Genomic DNA, 15439 nt, shown 5'->3' on the forward strand with positions numbered 1-15439 from the left:
GGCAGGACTTCCCTGTGGTGCTCCCCATGGGCTTGTGCCGTGGAACTCGCTCCGCGGCTGACGCCGCTGCACTCGGGCAACCACGGCAAGCATGTTCACGAAACGCGCTGGCGCGCGCCAAGCCCATGACTGCGCTCCTCGGCACCCACAAGGCGCCCGGCCGCGTGCCCCTTCACCCCGCGCCCCGCGCTGCATCGCAAAAACGCAAGATCTCGGCGCATGTCACCACATGCCTCATTCCTGGGCAAGGCCGTTCCAGAGCGCTGAACAACAAAAAAGCGCCCCGAAGGGCGCTTTCTGAGCGGCGATCAGCCAGGAAATCAGCGGTTGCTTTCCTTGAAGATCACCCAGTCGCCATTGATCTGACGCCAGGTCAGGGTCTTGAGCGTGCTGTCCTTGTAGTCCTGCGAGTTGTAGACCTGCTTGAACGAGGTCACCACGTACTGACCCTTGGCCTCGGCCTTCACGTCATCCACGCGGATCTCGATCGGGCCCGCCTTACCCACCAGACGGCGGCGCTCGGTGATCCACTTGGCCGAGGACATGCGCGCAGGCGCAAAGTCCTTGGCATAGAAGGTCATGTACTTGTTGACATCCTTGGCCATCCAGGTGGCCACCCAGTCACGCAGACGCTGCTCCACCGTCTTGACCGCCGGGGCCATGGACGCGGGTGCCACAGGCGCCGGCGTCACGGCAGGCGCGGCCACGGGAGCGGCCTTGACCGGCACGGCCATCTTGCGGGCACGCTCGTCCAGCTCGGAGCGGGCGGTCGAACTGATCGCCACGGTGCTGGCCGGGCAACGCTGAGCGGCGTCTTCGGCGGCCTGCCAGTTGGCGGCCAGCTCGGCAGAGCCGTCATCGGTGCGGGTCAGGCCCAGCGTGGGCACCAGGGTGTTGGTGGCAGCGTGCGTGCGGGCATAGGCCAGCAGCAGGTCATGCTCGGCATTGGCGTAAGCCCGCTTGGCCGTGTAGAGCTCGTTTTCGGCGTTCAGCAGGTCCAGCAGGCTGCGCTGACCGATGTCGAACTGCTGACGGTAGGCGTCACGGGCCTTCTCGATGGCCAGCACATTGCGGTCCAGTGCGGTCAGTTGATCCTGCAGCTTGCGGATGTCATTGTGGGCAATGGCCACGGTCTGACGCACATCGCGGCAGGCCTTGTCGCGCAGATCGGCCGCCTGGCTCACCAGATCGGCGTACTGGCGCACGCGGGCTTGATCGGAGCCCCCGTTGTAGAGGTTCCAGTTCAGCACGATCTCGCCCACGGAATCGCGGCGCTGGCCGACGATGCCATCCATGTTCTTGCCGAAGGCGGTGCGGGCACGCGCCTCGACCTTGGGCTGGAAGGCGCTCTGACGGGCTTCGGACTGGCGCTCGACCGAGCGCAGGTTCTCGATGGCGGCGCTGACGCTGGCATTGCGCGACAGGGCCTGAGCCACGGCGTCGGCGCTGGTGCCGGCCACACCCTTGTCCAGTTGGCCCTTGACGGGCTCTTGCCTGGCTTCCGGCGCTTCACCCACGACGCGCAGGTAGCGCGACGAGACATCGTGCAGGTTGGCCACTTCGGTGGTCAGATTGGAGTCTGCCAGTGCCAGACGGGCATTGGCTTGCTCCGAATCCACACCACGGCCGACACCGGCCTTGACCTTGGATTGCAGTTGATCAAAGGCGTACTTGTGCTGGACGTAGTTGTCTTCGGCCAACTCGACCAGGCGGCGGTAACGCTGCACATCGATGTAGGCACGTGTGGCTTCCAGGGCGGTCTCTTCCGAGGCATTGAGGAACTCGAAGTAGCGGGTCAGACGGGCATGGCCCAGGCGCTCGACTTCCTTCTTGGTCGACAGACCATCCCACAGCACCTGGCTGACGCTCAGGCCCACGCTGGCGCGGTTCACGCCCGCACCTTCATTGGGGCTGCGGCCACGGATGTTGTCATAGCCTCGGCCACCGTCGGCCGACAGATTGACCTGGGGCAGCAGGCCGCCACGGGCCACGTCGACCTCATTGGCCGATGCGCGCAGGGCATTGAAGCGGGCCGTGACTTCCGGGTTGTTGGCGATGGCCTTCTGGGCGGCGCCAGCCAGGCCGGTGGCCGATGGGGTCTGAGCCTGGGCGGCCAGGCACATCACGGCCAGGGCGGTTGCCGATACGGCGTTGCGAACGTTCGAGTTGATCACGTAAGGAGCCTCCAGATACGCGCATGCCATCCATGACCGCTACCGCAAGGCAGACAGGATCACAACGCCTATTCGAAAAGTTAGAAAACTGCTGGATTCTTGCACCAAATTGCAAGCAAATGCATATGCGTCTGACCGTCGGTTTAGGGGGTGAACCCATGGATGGTCAAGTCTGCCTGGAATCAGCCGACATTCTGATGTCTACTATCCCGACCAACCGTTGCACCCCATCGTGATCAAGCGCTGTCCCATTTTGCATGCGATGCAGCCTTCTCGTCCGGGGAAGGGGTGGCTTTGCGTCTGATGCACCCTAAAACAGGACAGGCCCTGGCCCTGCTCCTGGGGGCCATGTTGTTCGTCAGCAACGCGCTGGACGGACCACGACTGATGCAGGCCGCGCAACGGCAGGGGCCGGCCGCGGTGCAGCGCGCGCAGTCGCTGATCGACGTGATGCAGACCGACGCGAGCGCTGACGAAGTCGACAAGCTCAAGTCAATGAACAACTTTTTCAACCGGACGATCCAGTTTCGCGATGATCGGGACAACTGGGGTGTGGCCGATCAATGGACCAGTCCGATGGAATTGCTCAACCGCGGGCAGGGTGATTGCGAGGACTACGCGATCGCCAAGTACTTTTCCTTGATTGCGTTGGGCGTTTCTCCTGCCAAGATGCGCATGGTGTACGTTCGCGCTCAGGTGGGCGGCACGATTCAAGCGCATATGGTTCTTGCTTATTACCCCGAGCCCACGGCCGAGCCTTTGATTCTGGATAACCTCATCACGGAGTTGCGGCCGGCCTCACGCCGGCCCGATCTGGCGCCGGTGTTCAGCTTCAACGCCGAAGGTCTCTGGCAAGGGGTGGGTGGATCATCGGCAGGCGATCCGGTCGCCAGGCTGTCCAAGTGGCGCGATGTCCTGAGCAAAGCCAAGGCCGAGGGGTGGTGGTGATGGGACGTCGTTCTTCACAGGAGGCGACATGTCGCTGATTCGTCAGATCTGGTTGCTGTTGGCCATCACCTTGCTGATGGCCTTTCTGGGCAGTTTCGGTGTCTGGATGGCCTCGTCTCGGGGCTATCTGGAAACCCAGTTGCGCCTCAAGAACGCGGACAACGCCCAGTCGCTGGCCTTGAGCCTGTCGCAGCAGAAGGGCGATCTGGCCCTGATGGATCTGGCCGTGTCCGCGCAGTTCGACACCGGCTTCTACAAGCAGATTCGCCTCAAGGATCCCGCCGGGCAGGTCATGTTCAATCACGAGGCCGACCCCAAGACGGCAGTGGAGTCCGCACCGGCCTGGTTCGTGCGCATGGTGCCCATCGACTCGCCGGTGGGTGTGGCACAGGTCACCGACGGCTGGCGTGCGCTGGGCTCGGTCGAGGTGGTCAGCCACTCCGGTTTTGCCTATGACCAGCTCTGGCGCGGCAGCCTCAAGACGGCCACCTGGCTGACGGTGCTCGGTGCGCTGGCCGGTCTGGTGGCCTCCATTGGCGTGCGGGGCATCCGTCGCCCGCTCGATGCCACGGTCGGGCAGGCCCAGGCGCTGATGGAGCGTCGCTTCATCACGGTCGACGAGCCGCGTGTGCCCGAGCTCGCGCGCCTGACCCAGGCCATGAACATGGTGGTCTCGCGTCTGAAGTTCCTGTTCGAGGAGCAGGCCGGTCAGGTCGAGCAATTGCGTCAGCAGGCCCATTGCGACACCCTCACGGGGCTGGCGCATCGTCGTCACTTCATGGGGCAGTTGCAGTCGGCACTGGCCAGCGAGGATGGCCCCGCCACGGGTATGTTGTATCTGGTGCGCCTGATGGATCTGGCAGGGGTCAACCGCAGCCTGGGCCACCGGCAGACCGATGCCCTGCTGCAGCGCCTGGCCCAGTTGCTTCTGGAGGTCACGCACGGCATTCCGGGCGCATCGGTGGGGCGCCTCAACGGCGGGGATTTCGCCGTGTGCTTGCACGAAGGTGCGACCCCCCTGCCTCAGCCCGAATATGTGGCCGACACCCTCAAGCGCTTGTTCGCCGAGCAGGCCGTGGTGGCACAAGCCGTGGTGGGGGCCACGCACTGGTCGCGAGGGGTGCCCATGACCCAGGTGCTGGCGGCGGCCGACTCGGCGCTGGCCCGTGCGGAAAGCCGTGGCAACTTCGCGGTCGAGGTGTCTGAACTGGCCTCGGGGCAGCATGCCGCCCTGGGTGAGGACGAATGGCGTCGTCGCCTGGGCGCTGCCCTGGCTGAGAACCGCGTCCAGCTGGTGCGCTTCCCCGTGATCAATGCGACGGGCGGGCTGGTGCACCATGAGTGCCCGATGCGTCTGCAACTGGAGGCGGGCGGGTCCTTCGAAGCCGCAGCCTACTGGTTGCCCATGGCGCTGCGTTGCGGTCTGATGTCGCAGATCGACGAGGTGGCCGTGCGCATGGCGCTGAGCGACATCGCCGCCGATGGCATCCCGCGCGGAGTCAACCTGTCACCGGCGTCCCTGAGTGACAGCGGCTTCCTGCCACGCCTGCGGGCCGAGCTGGCGGCCTCGCCGGTGGCGGCGCGCCTCTTGTGGCTGGAGGTGGCCGAGAGTGCCGCGCTGGAGCGCTTTGCCATGGTGCGCGAGCTGTGCAAGCAATTGCGTCCGCTGGGCGTGCGCATTGGCCTGGAGCACGCGGGTGAGCGTTTGACCCGCATCGAGTTCCTCTTCGAGGCCGGGCTGGACTATGTCAAGCTGGACGGCTCGATGGTGCAGGGCCTGGCCCATGACGCCGCCCGACGCGCTTTCGTGTCCGGCACTGCCAACATGCTGCGCAGCCTGGGTCTGGCGGTCTTCGCAGAAGGGGTCAGTGATCCTGACGATCTGGCCGCCCTGTGGCCTTGCGGTATCGACGGCGCCACCGGCCCCGCCGTCCGCCTGCCGGCCTGATCAGCGTTCGCGCAGGGCGTAGGCCTTGGCCTTGAGCACCGGCTTGAGCAGGTAGGACATCACCGTCTTCTTGCCCGTCAGGATGTCGACCTCGGCGATCATGCCGGGGATGATGGGCATCTTGGCGCTGAAGTTGGCCTGTTTGGTGCGCACCCGCACGACATAGAAGGTGTTCTGGCCGCGCTCGTCGGTTTCAGTCGAGGGACTGATGTTGTCCACCACGGCGTCCAGCCCCCCATAGATGGCGAAGTCATAGGCCGAGAACTTCACGGTGGCCGCCTGACCGGGGTGGATGAAGGCGATGTCCTTGGGGTTCACGCGCGCTTCGAGCACCAGGGCGTCATCCAGCGGCACGATCTCGACGATGTCGCGACCGGGTTGCACCACGCCGCCCACGGTGTTGGCCAGCAGGCGCTGCACGCGGCCCTTGACGGGCGACTTGACCTGGGACTTGTCGACCTTGTCGATCAGGGCCACGGCGCCTTCATTGAGGGTGTTGAGTCGCGCCAGGGTTTCGGACAACTCCTTGCGCGCCTCGTTGCGGAAGGACAGCTCGGTCTCCTGGATCTTGCGTGAGGCTTCGCTGATGGCCGCCAGCACGCGCGAACTCTGGGCTGCGGCCTGCTCCATGTCGCCTCGGCTGCGAGAGACATCGCGCTCCAGGCGCAGGACCTCGACTTCAGAGACCGCGCCAGTGGCCAGCAGGGGCTTGGTCTTGGCCAGCTCCTGTTGCGACAGATCCAGGCTGCGGGCGGCGGATTCGCGACGCGCGCGCATCTCGCTGAGCTCCTGCTGGCGCTGTGCCAGTTGCTGCTGGCTGATCGAGATCAGGGCGGCCAGCTCGGAGCGCTTGGAATCGTAGAGCTGCTGTTCTTCGTTGATGACGTTCTGCTCTTCGGGCTTTTCGGGCTCGGGCGGCACGAAGGTGGTGCCTTCGGCCAGGGCCTTCAGGCGTGCCAGCTTGACCTTGAGCGAGAAGGTCTGGGCAGCGCTTTCGCGCACGCCCGAGGTGGCCCGGGTCTCGTCGATCTTGAGCAGCAACTGGCCGGCTTCGACCACCTGACCCTCCTGAACCAGGATCTCGGAGACCACGCCACCGTCCAGGGCCTGGATCACCTGCAGCTGTTTGGAGGGCACGACCTTGGCTTCGCCCTTGGTCACTTCGTCGACCTGGGCAAACGATGCCCAGACGATCAGTCCGACCACCAGCAGCAAGGCCGTGCGCACCAGGGTCTGGGCACGGAAGGTGGCCTCGGTGGACATGACCGCATCGGCCTCGACCTCGAAGCCGTGCATGCCGGCTTCCTTGGCCGTTGCAGCAGTGGCGCGCGGTCCGGTGAGGGCATCGAGTGCACGGTCGGTGAGTGGCGCGAGGGCCTTGCGGATGGCCTCCAGCAGGGCCAGGATCTTGAAACCAGCGTTGATCAGCATCTTCATGGGAGGGTCCTTCTCACGAAGCGCGGGCAATGCGACCGGCGGCCAAGGCCTGCATGATCCGCTCGCGCGGGCCATCGGCCACGATCTTGCCCTGGTCGACCACGATGACGCGGTCCACGAAGGACAGCATCGAGGTGCGGTGCGTCACCAGGATGACGGTCTTGCCCTGGGTGAATTCGGCCATGCGCTGGGTGACGTAGGCCTCGGTCGAAAAGTCCATGGCACTGGTGGGTTCGTCCAGCAGCAGCATGGGTGCGTTGTGCAGCACGGCGCGCGCGATGCCCACCCCCTGGCGTTGACCGCCCGAGAGCAGTTCGCCACGCTCGCCGACCTGCATGTCGAAGCCCTGGGGGTGGCGGTGAACGAAGTCGGCCATGCCGGCCATCTCGGCGGCGGCCACAATGGCGTCATCGGTCGCGTGGGGCATGCCGAAGGTGATGTTGTCGCGCATGGAGCCAAAGAACAGCGTGACGTCTTGAGAGACATAGCCCAGGTTGCGACGCACATCGGCCGGGTCGAGCTGACGCATGTCCACACCGTCGAGCAGCACGGCCCCCTGGCTGGGCTGGTAGAGGCCCAGGATCAGTTTCTGGATGGTGGTCTTGCCCGAGCCCACCTTGCCGATCAGGGCGACCTTCTCGCCCGGCTTGATCTTGAAGCTCAGGTCCTCCAGCGTGGCGTCCTTGCGGTTGGGGTAGGCAAAGGAGACGTGGCGGAACTCGATCTCGCCCGTGAGCTCGCGGCGCTGGATGAAGGTCTTGCCTTCGGGCCGCTCCACCGGCTTCTTCATGATTTCTTCGAGCGATTCCAGGGCGGTGCGGGCACCCTGGTATTGCATCAACAATCCGACGATCTGACCGGCCGGCGCCAGCGCGCGGCCCGCCAGCATGTTGACGGCGATCAGGCCGCCCATGGTGAGCTGCCGGTCGGCGATCAGGTAGACCCCGATCAGCACGATGCTCACCGAGACCAGTTGCTGCAAGGTGGCCGTGCTGTAGAGCGCGGTTGATGACAGGCCGCGCATCTTGACGTTGATGCCCGACAGGAACTGGTTGGCGCGCTCCCAGCGGGCCTGGATGACGCCCTCTGCGCCCTGGGACTTGATGGTCTCGATGCCGGTGAGGCTCTCGACCAGAGTGGCATTGCGCTGGGCCGAGGCCTGATAGGTGGTCTGAGACAACTCGTGCAGACGGTGCTGCAGCACGTAGCCGGCCACCAGCACGATCACGAACACCAGGATCACCGGCAGGATCAGCCAGGGCGAGATCCAGGCCATCACGATGATGAACAACAGGGCAAAGGGCAGGTCGATCAGCGCCGTCACGGTGCTGGCGGCGATGAAGTCGCGCACCTGCTCGAAGCCGCGCAGATTGGACGCGAAGGAGCCGACCGACTGTGGGCGGTTTTCCAGGCGCATGCCCAGCACGGCCTCCATCAGGCGGGCCGAGATCTTGACGTCGATGCGCGCGCTGGCCTCGTCCACGAAATGGCTGCGCAGCAGGCGCATGAACAGATCGCCCCCCAGCACCAGCACCACGCCGATGGCTAGCGCCCACAAGGTCTCGACTGCATGGTTGGGCACCACACGGTCATAGACATTCATGGAAAACAGCGGAAAGGCCAGGGCGAAGAGGTTGATCAGCAGCGCGGCCCAGAGCACGTCACGGTAGACAAAGCGTTGGGCCAGCACGGCGCTCCAGAACCAGTGGCCCGATTTGGTGGCCTTGATCTCGGGCGTGCGCTCGTCAAAGCGGAAGTGCGGTCGGGTGAACAGGGTGACACCGGTGTAGCGCGCGGCCATCTCGTCGGCCGTGAGGGTGACACTGCCTTGACCGGTTTCGGGCATCAGCACCTTGTAGCGCGCCTCACCATCGCGGCTCAGCAGGATGCAGGCGTGGTTGTTCTTGAGGATCAGGATGGCCGGCAAGGTCAGCGGGTCGATGTCGGCCACCGCCACGCGTTGCACTCGGGCGGCCAGACCGGCTCGGGAGGCGGCCCGCTCGGCCAGAGTCAGGGTCAAGGGGCCCTTGTCCAGGGGCAGCCCGGCGGCCAGCGAGGCGCGTGATGCCGCCACGCCATGCAGGCGGCAGACCTCGACGAGGCAGTCCAGCAGCGGATCCGGTGTGATCAGGTCTTCACGCAGGCGCAGCGGTGCGTGGGGTGTCGTGGCAGGCGTGCCGGATCCTGACGTGTCTGCAGTGTCATTCATGTGCCTGATCCATGCTCCGGTGACCGGAGCGAGTGAGATTGATCAACGGATATCGGCACAATGCATGCCGAATTGACCGGTGGCGCGGTCGGCGAAGAAACGCTCCAGCGTCATCTTGACCGTGCGGAAGGCCAGATCATCCCAGGGGATGTCGGCTTCGCGGAACAACTTGGCTTCGATGGTCTCGGGGCCCGGGTGGAAATCGGTGTCCAGCAGGCGAGCCCGGTAAAAGAGATGCACCTGCCCGGCGCTGACCACATTGATCACGGCATACAGGCCTTGCAACTCGATGCGGGCACCGGCTTCTTCGTCGGTTTCGCGGCTGGCGCCTTCTTCGGTGGTTTCTCCCAGCTCCATGAAGCCGGCAGGCAGCGTCCAGAAGCCCTTGCGGGGCTCGATGTTGCGACGGCACAGCAGCACCTCGTCACCCCACACGGGCAGGGTGCCAACCACATTCAAGGGGTTGACGTACTGGATGTGTCCGCACGCGGGGCACACCGCACGATCCCGGTTGTCATCGGCCGGGACGCGGTGTTCGACGCGGGTGCCGCACATGGGGCAGTGTTCGATTCGCCGGGAAAAATGCATGACTGCCAGTGTAGGGCAGACTAAGGTGTGTGATGGCGTCGCACACGTGGCGAAAACGCCTCCATCACCCGCAGGGGCTGGCCGTGGTGCCAGAACACCGAGGCGCGTGCGCGCTCGGGCGCCCGGGTGATGGCGGGCGCAGCGCTGCGCATGCCGGGCAGGCCTTGCCATTGGCGACGTGCGCGGCCCTGTTCTGGTCCGCCCCGTCGCCACAGATGGGGGGCCAGCGGTTCGCGCTGGACGCGGGCGTGGCTGAAGAGCAACTCGGCCAGCGGGCGGGAGCCCAGGCCCTTGAGGGCTTTCCAGGGGCCGCGCAAGGAGCGGCAGGAGGTCACGCTGCGTGCCCAGACCATGGGCTGGCCCTCGACCCGCAGGATCACCTCACGCACATGCCCGGCGGTCAGCCCCCCCAGGGCGCGGCGCTCGGCCGGCCACAGCCGCCGCGTGCCCTGGTGCTGCACCAGCACGTCCACCGGCCCCAGGGCGCGCAGCCGCGCCGTGAGCGATCCGGGCGCGGTCAGCCAGCGGCGCAAGGCCGGACTGACGTCGTGGCGAGGCCAGGGTGCGCGGTGGGCGCGACGTCGTGTGGCGGGGGTGCATGAGCGCGGTAGCATCGGGGCGGCATCATAGCGGTCCCCCGTGAACCATGGTTTCTTCCAACCCTTCCTTGTCTCGCGTCCAACCCTCTCCCGAGGACTGGCTGATCCCCCAGTGGACCTCGCCTCAGCCCCGTGTGGGGGCCCTCATGACGACGCGATGTGCGCCGGGCGGCGCACCGGGTCTGGCGGTGGAGGCGGACGATCCCTACGCGGCGTTCAACCTGGGGGACCATGTGGGGGATGCCGCGCTGGCGGTGGCAGAGCGTCGCCAGGCTCTGGCCCGGTGTGTCGGAGGCCGGCCGGTCTGGCTGACGCAGGTCCATGGCGCCCGCGTGGTGTCCCTCGCCAGCGACGCTCGCAGCGGCGCGGTGCGTGTGGACGGGCAGGTCTGGCACGGCGAGCCCATCGAGGCCGACGGCAGTTGGACCCGTGAGCCCGGCCTGGTGTGCACGGTCATGGTGGCCGATTGCCTGCCGGTGCTGCTGGCAGCGCCCGAGGGCCGTGGTGTGGCGGCCCTGCACGCGGGCTGGCGGGGCCTGTGCGGTGCCGGGCCGCAGATGGCCGGGCAGGGCGTGATCGAGTCAGGGGTGCGGGCCCTGTGCGACGGCGTGGGTTGCGATCCGCATGAACTGCAAGCCTGGCTGGGGGCCTGCATCGGTCCGGGTGCGTTCGAGGTTGGGGCGGATGTGCTTCAGGGCTGTGGTGCCGACCCGATGCGGGCGCATCCGCGCTTCACGGCGGTGGTCGGTCGGCAGGGCAAGTGGTGGGCCGATCTGGCCGGCCTGGCCCGGGATCGCCTGGCAGGCCTGGGGGTGCGCGATGTCAGTGGCGGGGCCTGGTGCACCGTGTCATCCCCGGCCCGGTTCTTTTCCTTCCGCCGCAGCCGGGTCACCGGGCGGCAGGCTGCCTGCATCTGGCTGAACGCCCGGGCCTGATCCCTCGCTGGCTGACTCGGCCTGAGCGACCTGCGCAGCAGCCGCGTCCTGCGCGGCCTCGGCCGCTCTCCGGGCACGTCGACGGGCCGGGGTGCCGAGCAGGTACATGACCAGTGCCAGGGGCGCGATGCCATAAAGCAACAGGGTGAAGAAGGCGCCCAGCAGGCTGCCGTTGGGGGCGGTGGCCTCGGCCAGCGTCATCATCACGGCCACATACATCCAGGCAATTGCAACGATCCACATAGAGAGACAGCAGTCGGGTTGGTCCGTGTGGGTGCCGAGTTTGCACCATCTCCGGCGGCAACTGAGGTGGGCGTCCGGAATGGGCCTGGATGAAAAGCGCGCAAAAAGCATCCGAGGTGGTTTCTGCCGCAAATATCTGACGTCAGAATACGGACACAAGAGGTGTGCAAGATGGTTCGAGCACACGAGAGACAGTGTCCAAGAGGAAACACATGGCAGCAACTCCCCGGCGCCGCAGTGCGACAGCCGACAAGACTCCCGCAACGCCCAGCAAGTCCACTCCATCGTCCCCCAGGACACCTCGGTCTTCGGCCCGCAAGGCCGCGCCATCATCACCCCCTCTGACACCTGAAGCCCTGCAAGGCGCGGCCGCGCAGATGAGCCAGGCCGTCGAGGCCGTCAGCAAGGATGTCGGGCAGTCGGTCAAGAGCCTGGCCAGCCTCAATGTGCCCAGCGACACGCTCCAGCAGATCCAGCAGGACTATCTGCAGCAGGCGACCGCGCTGTGGAACCAGTCCCTGGAAAAGCCCCAGGACATGGTCTTGAACGATCGACGCTTTGCCGCGCCCGAGTGGAAGAACTCACCTGGCAGCGCCTTCATGGCGTCCATGTACCTGCTCAACGCCAACACCCTCAAGCGCATGGCCGACAGCCTGCAAGGTGATGCCCGTTCCCGCGAAAAGGTGCGATTTGCGGTGCAGCAATGGGTTGAGGCCGCGTCGCCAGCCAATTTCCTGGCCTTTAACCCCGAAGCCCAGAAGAAAGCGCTGGACACCAAGGGCGAGAGCCTGGCTCAGGGCCTGACTCACCTGGTCAATGACATCCGTCAGGGGCACATGTCCCAGACCGATGAGACGGTCTTCGAAGTGGGGCGCAATGTGGCCACCACCGAAGGCACCGTGGTCTTCGAGAACGACTACTTCCAGCTCATCGAGTACAAGCCGCTGACCGACAAGGTGCACGAGTTGCCCTTCCTGTTCGTGCCGCCGTGCATCAACAAGTACTACATCCTGGATCTGCAGCCCGAGAACTCTCTGGTGCGCTACCTGCTGACGCAGGGCCACCGCGTCTTCATGATCAGCTGGGTCAATGCCGACGAGGCGCTGGCCACTTCGACCTGGGACGACTACACCGAGCAGGGTGTGATCCGCGCCATCGATGCGGTCAAGGACATCACTGGAGCCCCCCAGATCAACGCTCTGGGCTTTTGCATCGGCGGCACGCTCCTGGGTGGGGCGCTGGCTGTGCTGGCCGCACGAGGCGAAAAGCCCGTGGCCAGCCTCACGCTGCTCACGGCCTTCCTGGACTTTGCCCAGACCGGCATCATGGACATCTTCGTGGACGAGCCCATGGTGCGCATGCGCGAGATGAGCATCGGCGCTGAGAGCCCGCAGGGCGGGGGGCTGATGAAGGGCGGTGATCTGGCCGCGACCTTCAGCTTCCTGCGCCCCACGGATCTGGTCTGGAACTATGTGGTGGGCAACTACCTCAAGGGTGAAACCCCGCCGCCCTTCGATCTGCTGTACTGGAACAGCGACAGCACCAATCTGCCCGGCCCCATGTACTGCTGGTACCTGCGCCACACGTATCTGCAAAACGACTTCAAGGACCCGGGCGCCGTGACCGTGTGTGGCACGCCGCTGGACCTGCGCCGCCTGGACATGCCCACCTTCATCTATGGCTCGCGCGAGGACCACATCGTGCCCTGGGACAGCGCTTATGCGTCGACCCGACTGGTCAGCGGTCCCAAGACCTTCGTGATGGGCGCGTCGGGCCACATTGCCGGTGTGATCAACCCGCCGGAAAAGAAAAAACGCAGTTTCTGGCAGAGCCCGTCCAGTCAGCGCCGTCTGCCGGAGACCGCCAGCGAGTGGTTGCAGTCGGCACAGGAGCAGCCTGGCAGCTGGTGGCCGACCTGGGCCGCGTGGCTGGAACAGCACAGTGGGGGCTGGGTGAAGGCGCCGGCACGTCCCGGGCATAGGGACTATCCCGCTATCGAGCCCGCGCCAGGGCGTTATGTCAAGAAGCGGGCGTGATTTTTGCGCGTGCCCCTGGTATTGTTGATCCTCCCCCCTGAATCGGGGGGAGTTCCTGAAGGAGACCTTGATGACTGACATCGTGATCGTTGCCGCTGCACGCACCGCCGTGGGCAAGTTTGGTGGAACCCTGGCCAAGACGCCGGCGGCCGACCTGGGGGCACTGGTGATCCAGGACCTGCTGCGTCGCACGGGCCTGAAGGGCGAGCAGATCAGCGAAGTGATCATGGGGCAGGTGCTGCAGGCTGGATGTGGCCAGAACCCGGCCCGTCAGGCCGTGATCAAGGCCGGTTTGCCGCAGGCCGTGCCCGCCATGACCATCAACAAGGTCTGTGGTTCGGGTCTGAAGGCCGTGATGCTGGCGGTTCAGGCCATCCGTGATGGTGATGCCGACATCGTCATTGCCGGTGGGCAGGAGAACATGAGCCTGTCGCCGCACGTGGTTCCCGGATCGCGCGATGGTCAGCGCATGGGCAACTGGCAGATGGTCGATTCGATGATCAACGATGGCCTGTGGGACGTCTACAACCAGTACCACATGGGCATCACCGCCGAGAACGTGGCCAAGGCGTACGGCATCAGCCGCGCTGACCAGGATGCCCTGGCCCTGGCATCGCAGCAGAAGGCGGCCGCCGCCATCGAGGCGGGCCGCTTCAAGGACGAGATCGTGCCGGTGGTTCTGCCCCAGAAAAAGGGCGACCCCATCGTCTTCGACACCGACGAGTACGTCAACCGCAAGACTTCGGCCGAGGCCCTGGCGGGCCTGCGCCCAGCCTTTGACAAGGCGGGCTCCGTGACCGCGGGCAATGCCTCGGGCCTCAACGATGGTGCGGCGGCCGTGATGGTGATGAGTGCCGAGCGCGCCAAGGCCCTGGGCTTGCAGCCCATGGCACGCATCGCGTCCTATGCCAGCGCCGGTCTGGATCCGGCCACCATGGGCATGGGCCCGGTGCCGGCCTCGCGTCGCGCTCTGGAGCGCGCTGGCTGGAAGGCCTCGGATCTCGATCTGCTGGAAATCAATGAAGCTTTTGCGGCACAGGCCTGCGCCGTGCACAAGGAAATGGGCTGGGACACCAGCAAGGTCAATGTCAATGGTGGTGCGATTGCCATCGGGCACCCCATTGGTGCATCGGGTTGCCGCATCCTGGTGAGCTTGCTGCACGAGATGCAAAAGCGCGATGCCAAGAAGGGCATCGCCTCGCTGTGCATCGGTGGCGGCATGGGCGTGGCCTTGACCGTCGAGCGCTGATCGTTTTTTTGCAAGGGGGTCACGAAGCTGTCGGGTGCCCCCCGTTCTTTCAGAAGTTTTCCCCAAAGAGGAGTATTCACAATGGCTCAAAAAGTGGCGTACGTGACCGGCGGCATGGGTGGCATCGGCACCGCGATCTGTCAGCGTCTGCACAAGGACGGCATGATCGTCATCGCCGGTTGCGGCCCCAGCCGCGACTTCACCAAGTGGCTCGACGAGCAGAAGGCGCTGGGCTACACCTTCTATGCGTCGGTCGGCAATGTGGCGGACTGGGATTCCACCGTCGAGGCCTTCAAGAAGGTGCGTGCCGAGCATGGCCCGGTGGACGTGCTGGTCAACAATGCGGGCATCACCCGTGACGGCATGTTCCGCAAGATGACCAAGTCCGATTGGGACGCGGTGATGGACACTAACCTCAACAGCCTGTTCAATGTGACCAAGCAGGTCATTGACGACATGGTGGACAAGGGTTGGGGGCGCATCGTCAACATCAGTTCGGTGAATGGCGAGAAGGGTCAGTTTGGTCAAACCAACTACTCGGCAGCCAAGGCCGGCATGCATGGCTTCACGATGGCGTTGGCACAGGAAGTGGCCAACAAGGGCGTGACGGTCAACACCGTGTCACCGGGTTACATCGGGACCGAGATGGTCCGCGCGATCCGTCAGGATGTGCTGGACAAGATCGTGGCCACCATCCCTGTGAAGCGCCTGGGTACGCCGGAGGAAATTGCCTCGATGGTGTCGTGGGTGTCCAGCGATGAAGCTGGATTTGCCACGGGGGCTGATTTCTCGGTCAACGGTGGTTTGCACATGGGGTGATGAGGGGTTGAACTCCTTGTTGGCCTTCAAACCCGGCTTTGGCCGGGTTTTGTTTTTTTGGCTTTGGCGGGGGAGCGTGGGTCGCGGGCCGAGGGGGCCTGTAGGCCAGGCTTCACGGGGGCGGTCCCGCTGCGCGGGACACACCTGCGCTGCTCGCGTCGTGGTGGCGTCGGGGAACTCGCTGCGCGGCTGGCGCCGCTCCGCTCGGACAACCCCGACGAGTCAGTTCTTGAAGCGCGCTGCGCGCGCCCACC

The 15439-nt window shown here is 65.4% G+C and carries 12 protein-coding genes; 6 read left to right on the forward strand and 6 right to left on the reverse strand.

The genetic code is table 11. The features are described from left to right. Positions 1 to 320: 320 nt before the first annotated feature. Positions 321 to 2174 (reverse strand): TolC family outer membrane protein, encoded by a 1854-nt coding sequence (locus VFW84_RS11010; RefSeq protein WP_329680500.1) that lies wholly within the window; start codon positions 2172 to 2174, stop codon positions 321 to 323. A 348-nt stretch (positions 2175 to 2522) separates the two neighbouring features. On the opposite strand from VFW84_RS11010, the gene VFW84_RS11015 reads away from it, so the two are divergent. Both VFW84_RS11015 and VFW84_RS11020 read left to right on the forward strand, forming a co-directional pair. Next, positions 2523 to 3122, forward strand: coding sequence for a transglutaminase-like cysteine peptidase (locus VFW84_RS11015; protein ID WP_329680501.1), 600 nt, complete (start codon positions 2523 to 2525; stop codon positions 3120 to 3122). A gap of 28 nt (positions 3123 to 3150) precedes the next feature. Beyond that, entirely contained in the window at positions 3151 to 5070 is a 1920-nt protein-coding gene (locus tag VFW84_RS11020) for a bifunctional diguanylate cyclase/phosphodiesterase (RefSeq protein WP_329680502.1), read from the forward strand. Here VFW84_RS11020 and VFW84_RS11025 read toward each other — a convergent pair whose 3' ends face one another. The 4 genes from VFW84_RS11025 to VFW84_RS11040 are packed head-to-tail and all read right to left on the reverse strand — an operon-like array spanning position 5071 to position 9918. Continuing rightward, positions 5071 to 6507, reverse strand: coding sequence for an HlyD family type I secretion periplasmic adaptor subunit (locus tag VFW84_RS11025; protein ID WP_329680503.1), 1437 nt, complete (start codon positions 6505 to 6507; stop codon positions 5071 to 5073). Between the two features lie 13 nt (positions 6508 to 6520). Then, a complete protein-coding gene (locus VFW84_RS11030) occupies positions 6521 to 8716 on the reverse strand; it encodes a type I secretion system permease/ATPase (protein WP_329680504.1) in 2196 nt (731 codons plus the stop codon). 42 nt (positions 8717 to 8758) lie between these two features. Then, complete coding sequence (locus VFW84_RS11035) at positions 8759 to 9304, reverse strand: NUDIX hydrolase (protein ID WP_329680505.1); 546 nt, start codon at positions 9302 to 9304, stop codon at positions 8759 to 8761. A 20-nt stretch (positions 9305 to 9324) separates the two neighbouring features. Next, on the reverse strand, positions 9325 to 9918 hold the full coding sequence (locus tag VFW84_RS11040) for a chorismate--pyruvate lyase family protein (protein WP_329680506.1): 594 nt from the start codon (positions 9916 to 9918) through the stop codon (positions 9325 to 9327). Between the two features lie 32 nt (positions 9919 to 9950). Here VFW84_RS11040 and VFW84_RS11045 point away from each other — a divergent pair, with 32 nt between their 5' ends. Beyond that, the gene (locus VFW84_RS11045; protein WP_329680507.1) at positions 9951 to 10838 is read left to right on the forward strand and encodes a polyphenol oxidase family protein; all 888 of its coding nucleotides are present in this window, start codon (positions 9951 to 9953) and stop codon (positions 10836 to 10838) included. On the opposite strand, the gene VFW84_RS11050 is transcribed toward VFW84_RS11045, so the two are convergent. After that, positions 10752 to 11081 carry a hypothetical protein gene (locus VFW84_RS11050; RefSeq protein ID WP_329680508.1) on the reverse strand — a complete coding sequence of 110 codons (330 nt, stop codon included), beginning with the start codon at positions 11079 to 11081 and terminating at the stop codon, positions 10752 to 10754. The genes VFW84_RS11045 and VFW84_RS11050 overlap by 87 nt on opposite strands. A 212-nt stretch (positions 11082 to 11293) precedes the next feature. Between VFW84_RS11050 and phaC the strand changes: the two genes are divergently transcribed. The 3 genes from phaC (at position 11294) to phbB (ending at position 15185) form a co-directional block, all read left to right on the forward strand. Further along, the gene (phaC, locus tag VFW84_RS11055) at positions 11294 to 13117 is read left to right on the forward strand and encodes a class I poly(R)-hydroxyalkanoic acid synthase (RefSeq protein WP_414638963.1); all 1824 of its coding nucleotides are present in this window, start codon (positions 11294 to 11296) and stop codon (positions 13115 to 13117) included. Between the two features lie 70 nt (positions 13118 to 13187). After that, a complete protein-coding gene (locus tag VFW84_RS11060) occupies positions 13188 to 14366 on the forward strand; it encodes an acetyl-CoA C-acetyltransferase (RefSeq protein ID WP_329680509.1) in 1179 nt (392 codons plus the stop codon). Between the two features lie 81 nt (positions 14367 to 14447). Beyond that, positions 14448 to 15185, forward strand: a complete 738-nt coding sequence (gene phbB / locus VFW84_RS11065) for an acetoacetyl-CoA reductase (RefSeq protein ID WP_329680510.1) — start codon at positions 14448 to 14450, stop codon at positions 15183 to 15185. Positions 15186 to 15439: the final 254 nt, after the last annotated feature.

It is taken from the genome of Aquabacterium sp., from assembly GCF_036279655.1.
Taxonomy (GTDB): domain Bacteria; phylum Pseudomonadota; class Gammaproteobacteria; order Burkholderiales; family Burkholderiaceae_C; genus Aquabacterium.

Bases quoted from the DNA above. Each gene is read 5' to 3' on its own strand.
- phbB (WP_329680510.1), top strand. From the start codon at position 14,448: ATGGCTCAAAAAGTGGCGTACGTGACCGGCGGCATGGGTGGCATCGGC.
- VFW84_RS11030 (WP_329680504.1), bottom strand. From the start codon at position 8,716: ATGAATGACACTGCAGACACGTCAGGATCCGGCACGCCTGCCACGACA.
- VFW84_RS11035 (WP_329680505.1), bottom strand. From the start codon at position 9,304: ATGCATTTTTCCCGGCGAATCGAACACTGCCCCATGTGCGGCACCCGC.
- VFW84_RS11015 (WP_329680501.1), top strand. From the start codon at position 2,523: ATGTTGTTCGTCAGCAACGCGCTGGACGGACCACGACTGATGCAGGCC.
- phaC (WP_414638963.1), top strand. From the start codon at position 11,294: ATGGCAGCAACTCCCCGGCGCCGCAGTGCGACAGCCGACAAGACTCCC.
- VFW84_RS11050 (WP_329680508.1), bottom strand. From the start codon at position 11,081: ATGTGGATCGTTGCAATTGCCTGGATGTATGTGGCCGTGATGATGACG.
- VFW84_RS11020 (WP_329680502.1), top strand. From the start codon at position 3,151: ATGTCGCTGATTCGTCAGATCTGGTTGCTGTTGGCCATCACCTTGCTG.
- VFW84_RS11045 (WP_329680507.1), top strand. From the start codon at position 9,951: ATGGTTTCTTCCAACCCTTCCTTGTCTCGCGTCCAACCCTCTCCCGAG.
- VFW84_RS11060 (WP_329680509.1), top strand. From the start codon at position 13,188: ATGACTGACATCGTGATCGTTGCCGCTGCACGCACCGCCGTGGGCAAG.
- VFW84_RS11040 (WP_329680506.1), bottom strand. From the start codon at position 9,918: ATGCTACCGCGCTCATGCACCCCCGCCACACGACGTCGCGCCCACCGC.
- VFW84_RS11025 (WP_329680503.1), bottom strand. From the start codon at position 6,507: ATGAAGATGCTGATCAACGCTGGTTTCAAGATCCTGGCCCTGCTGGAG.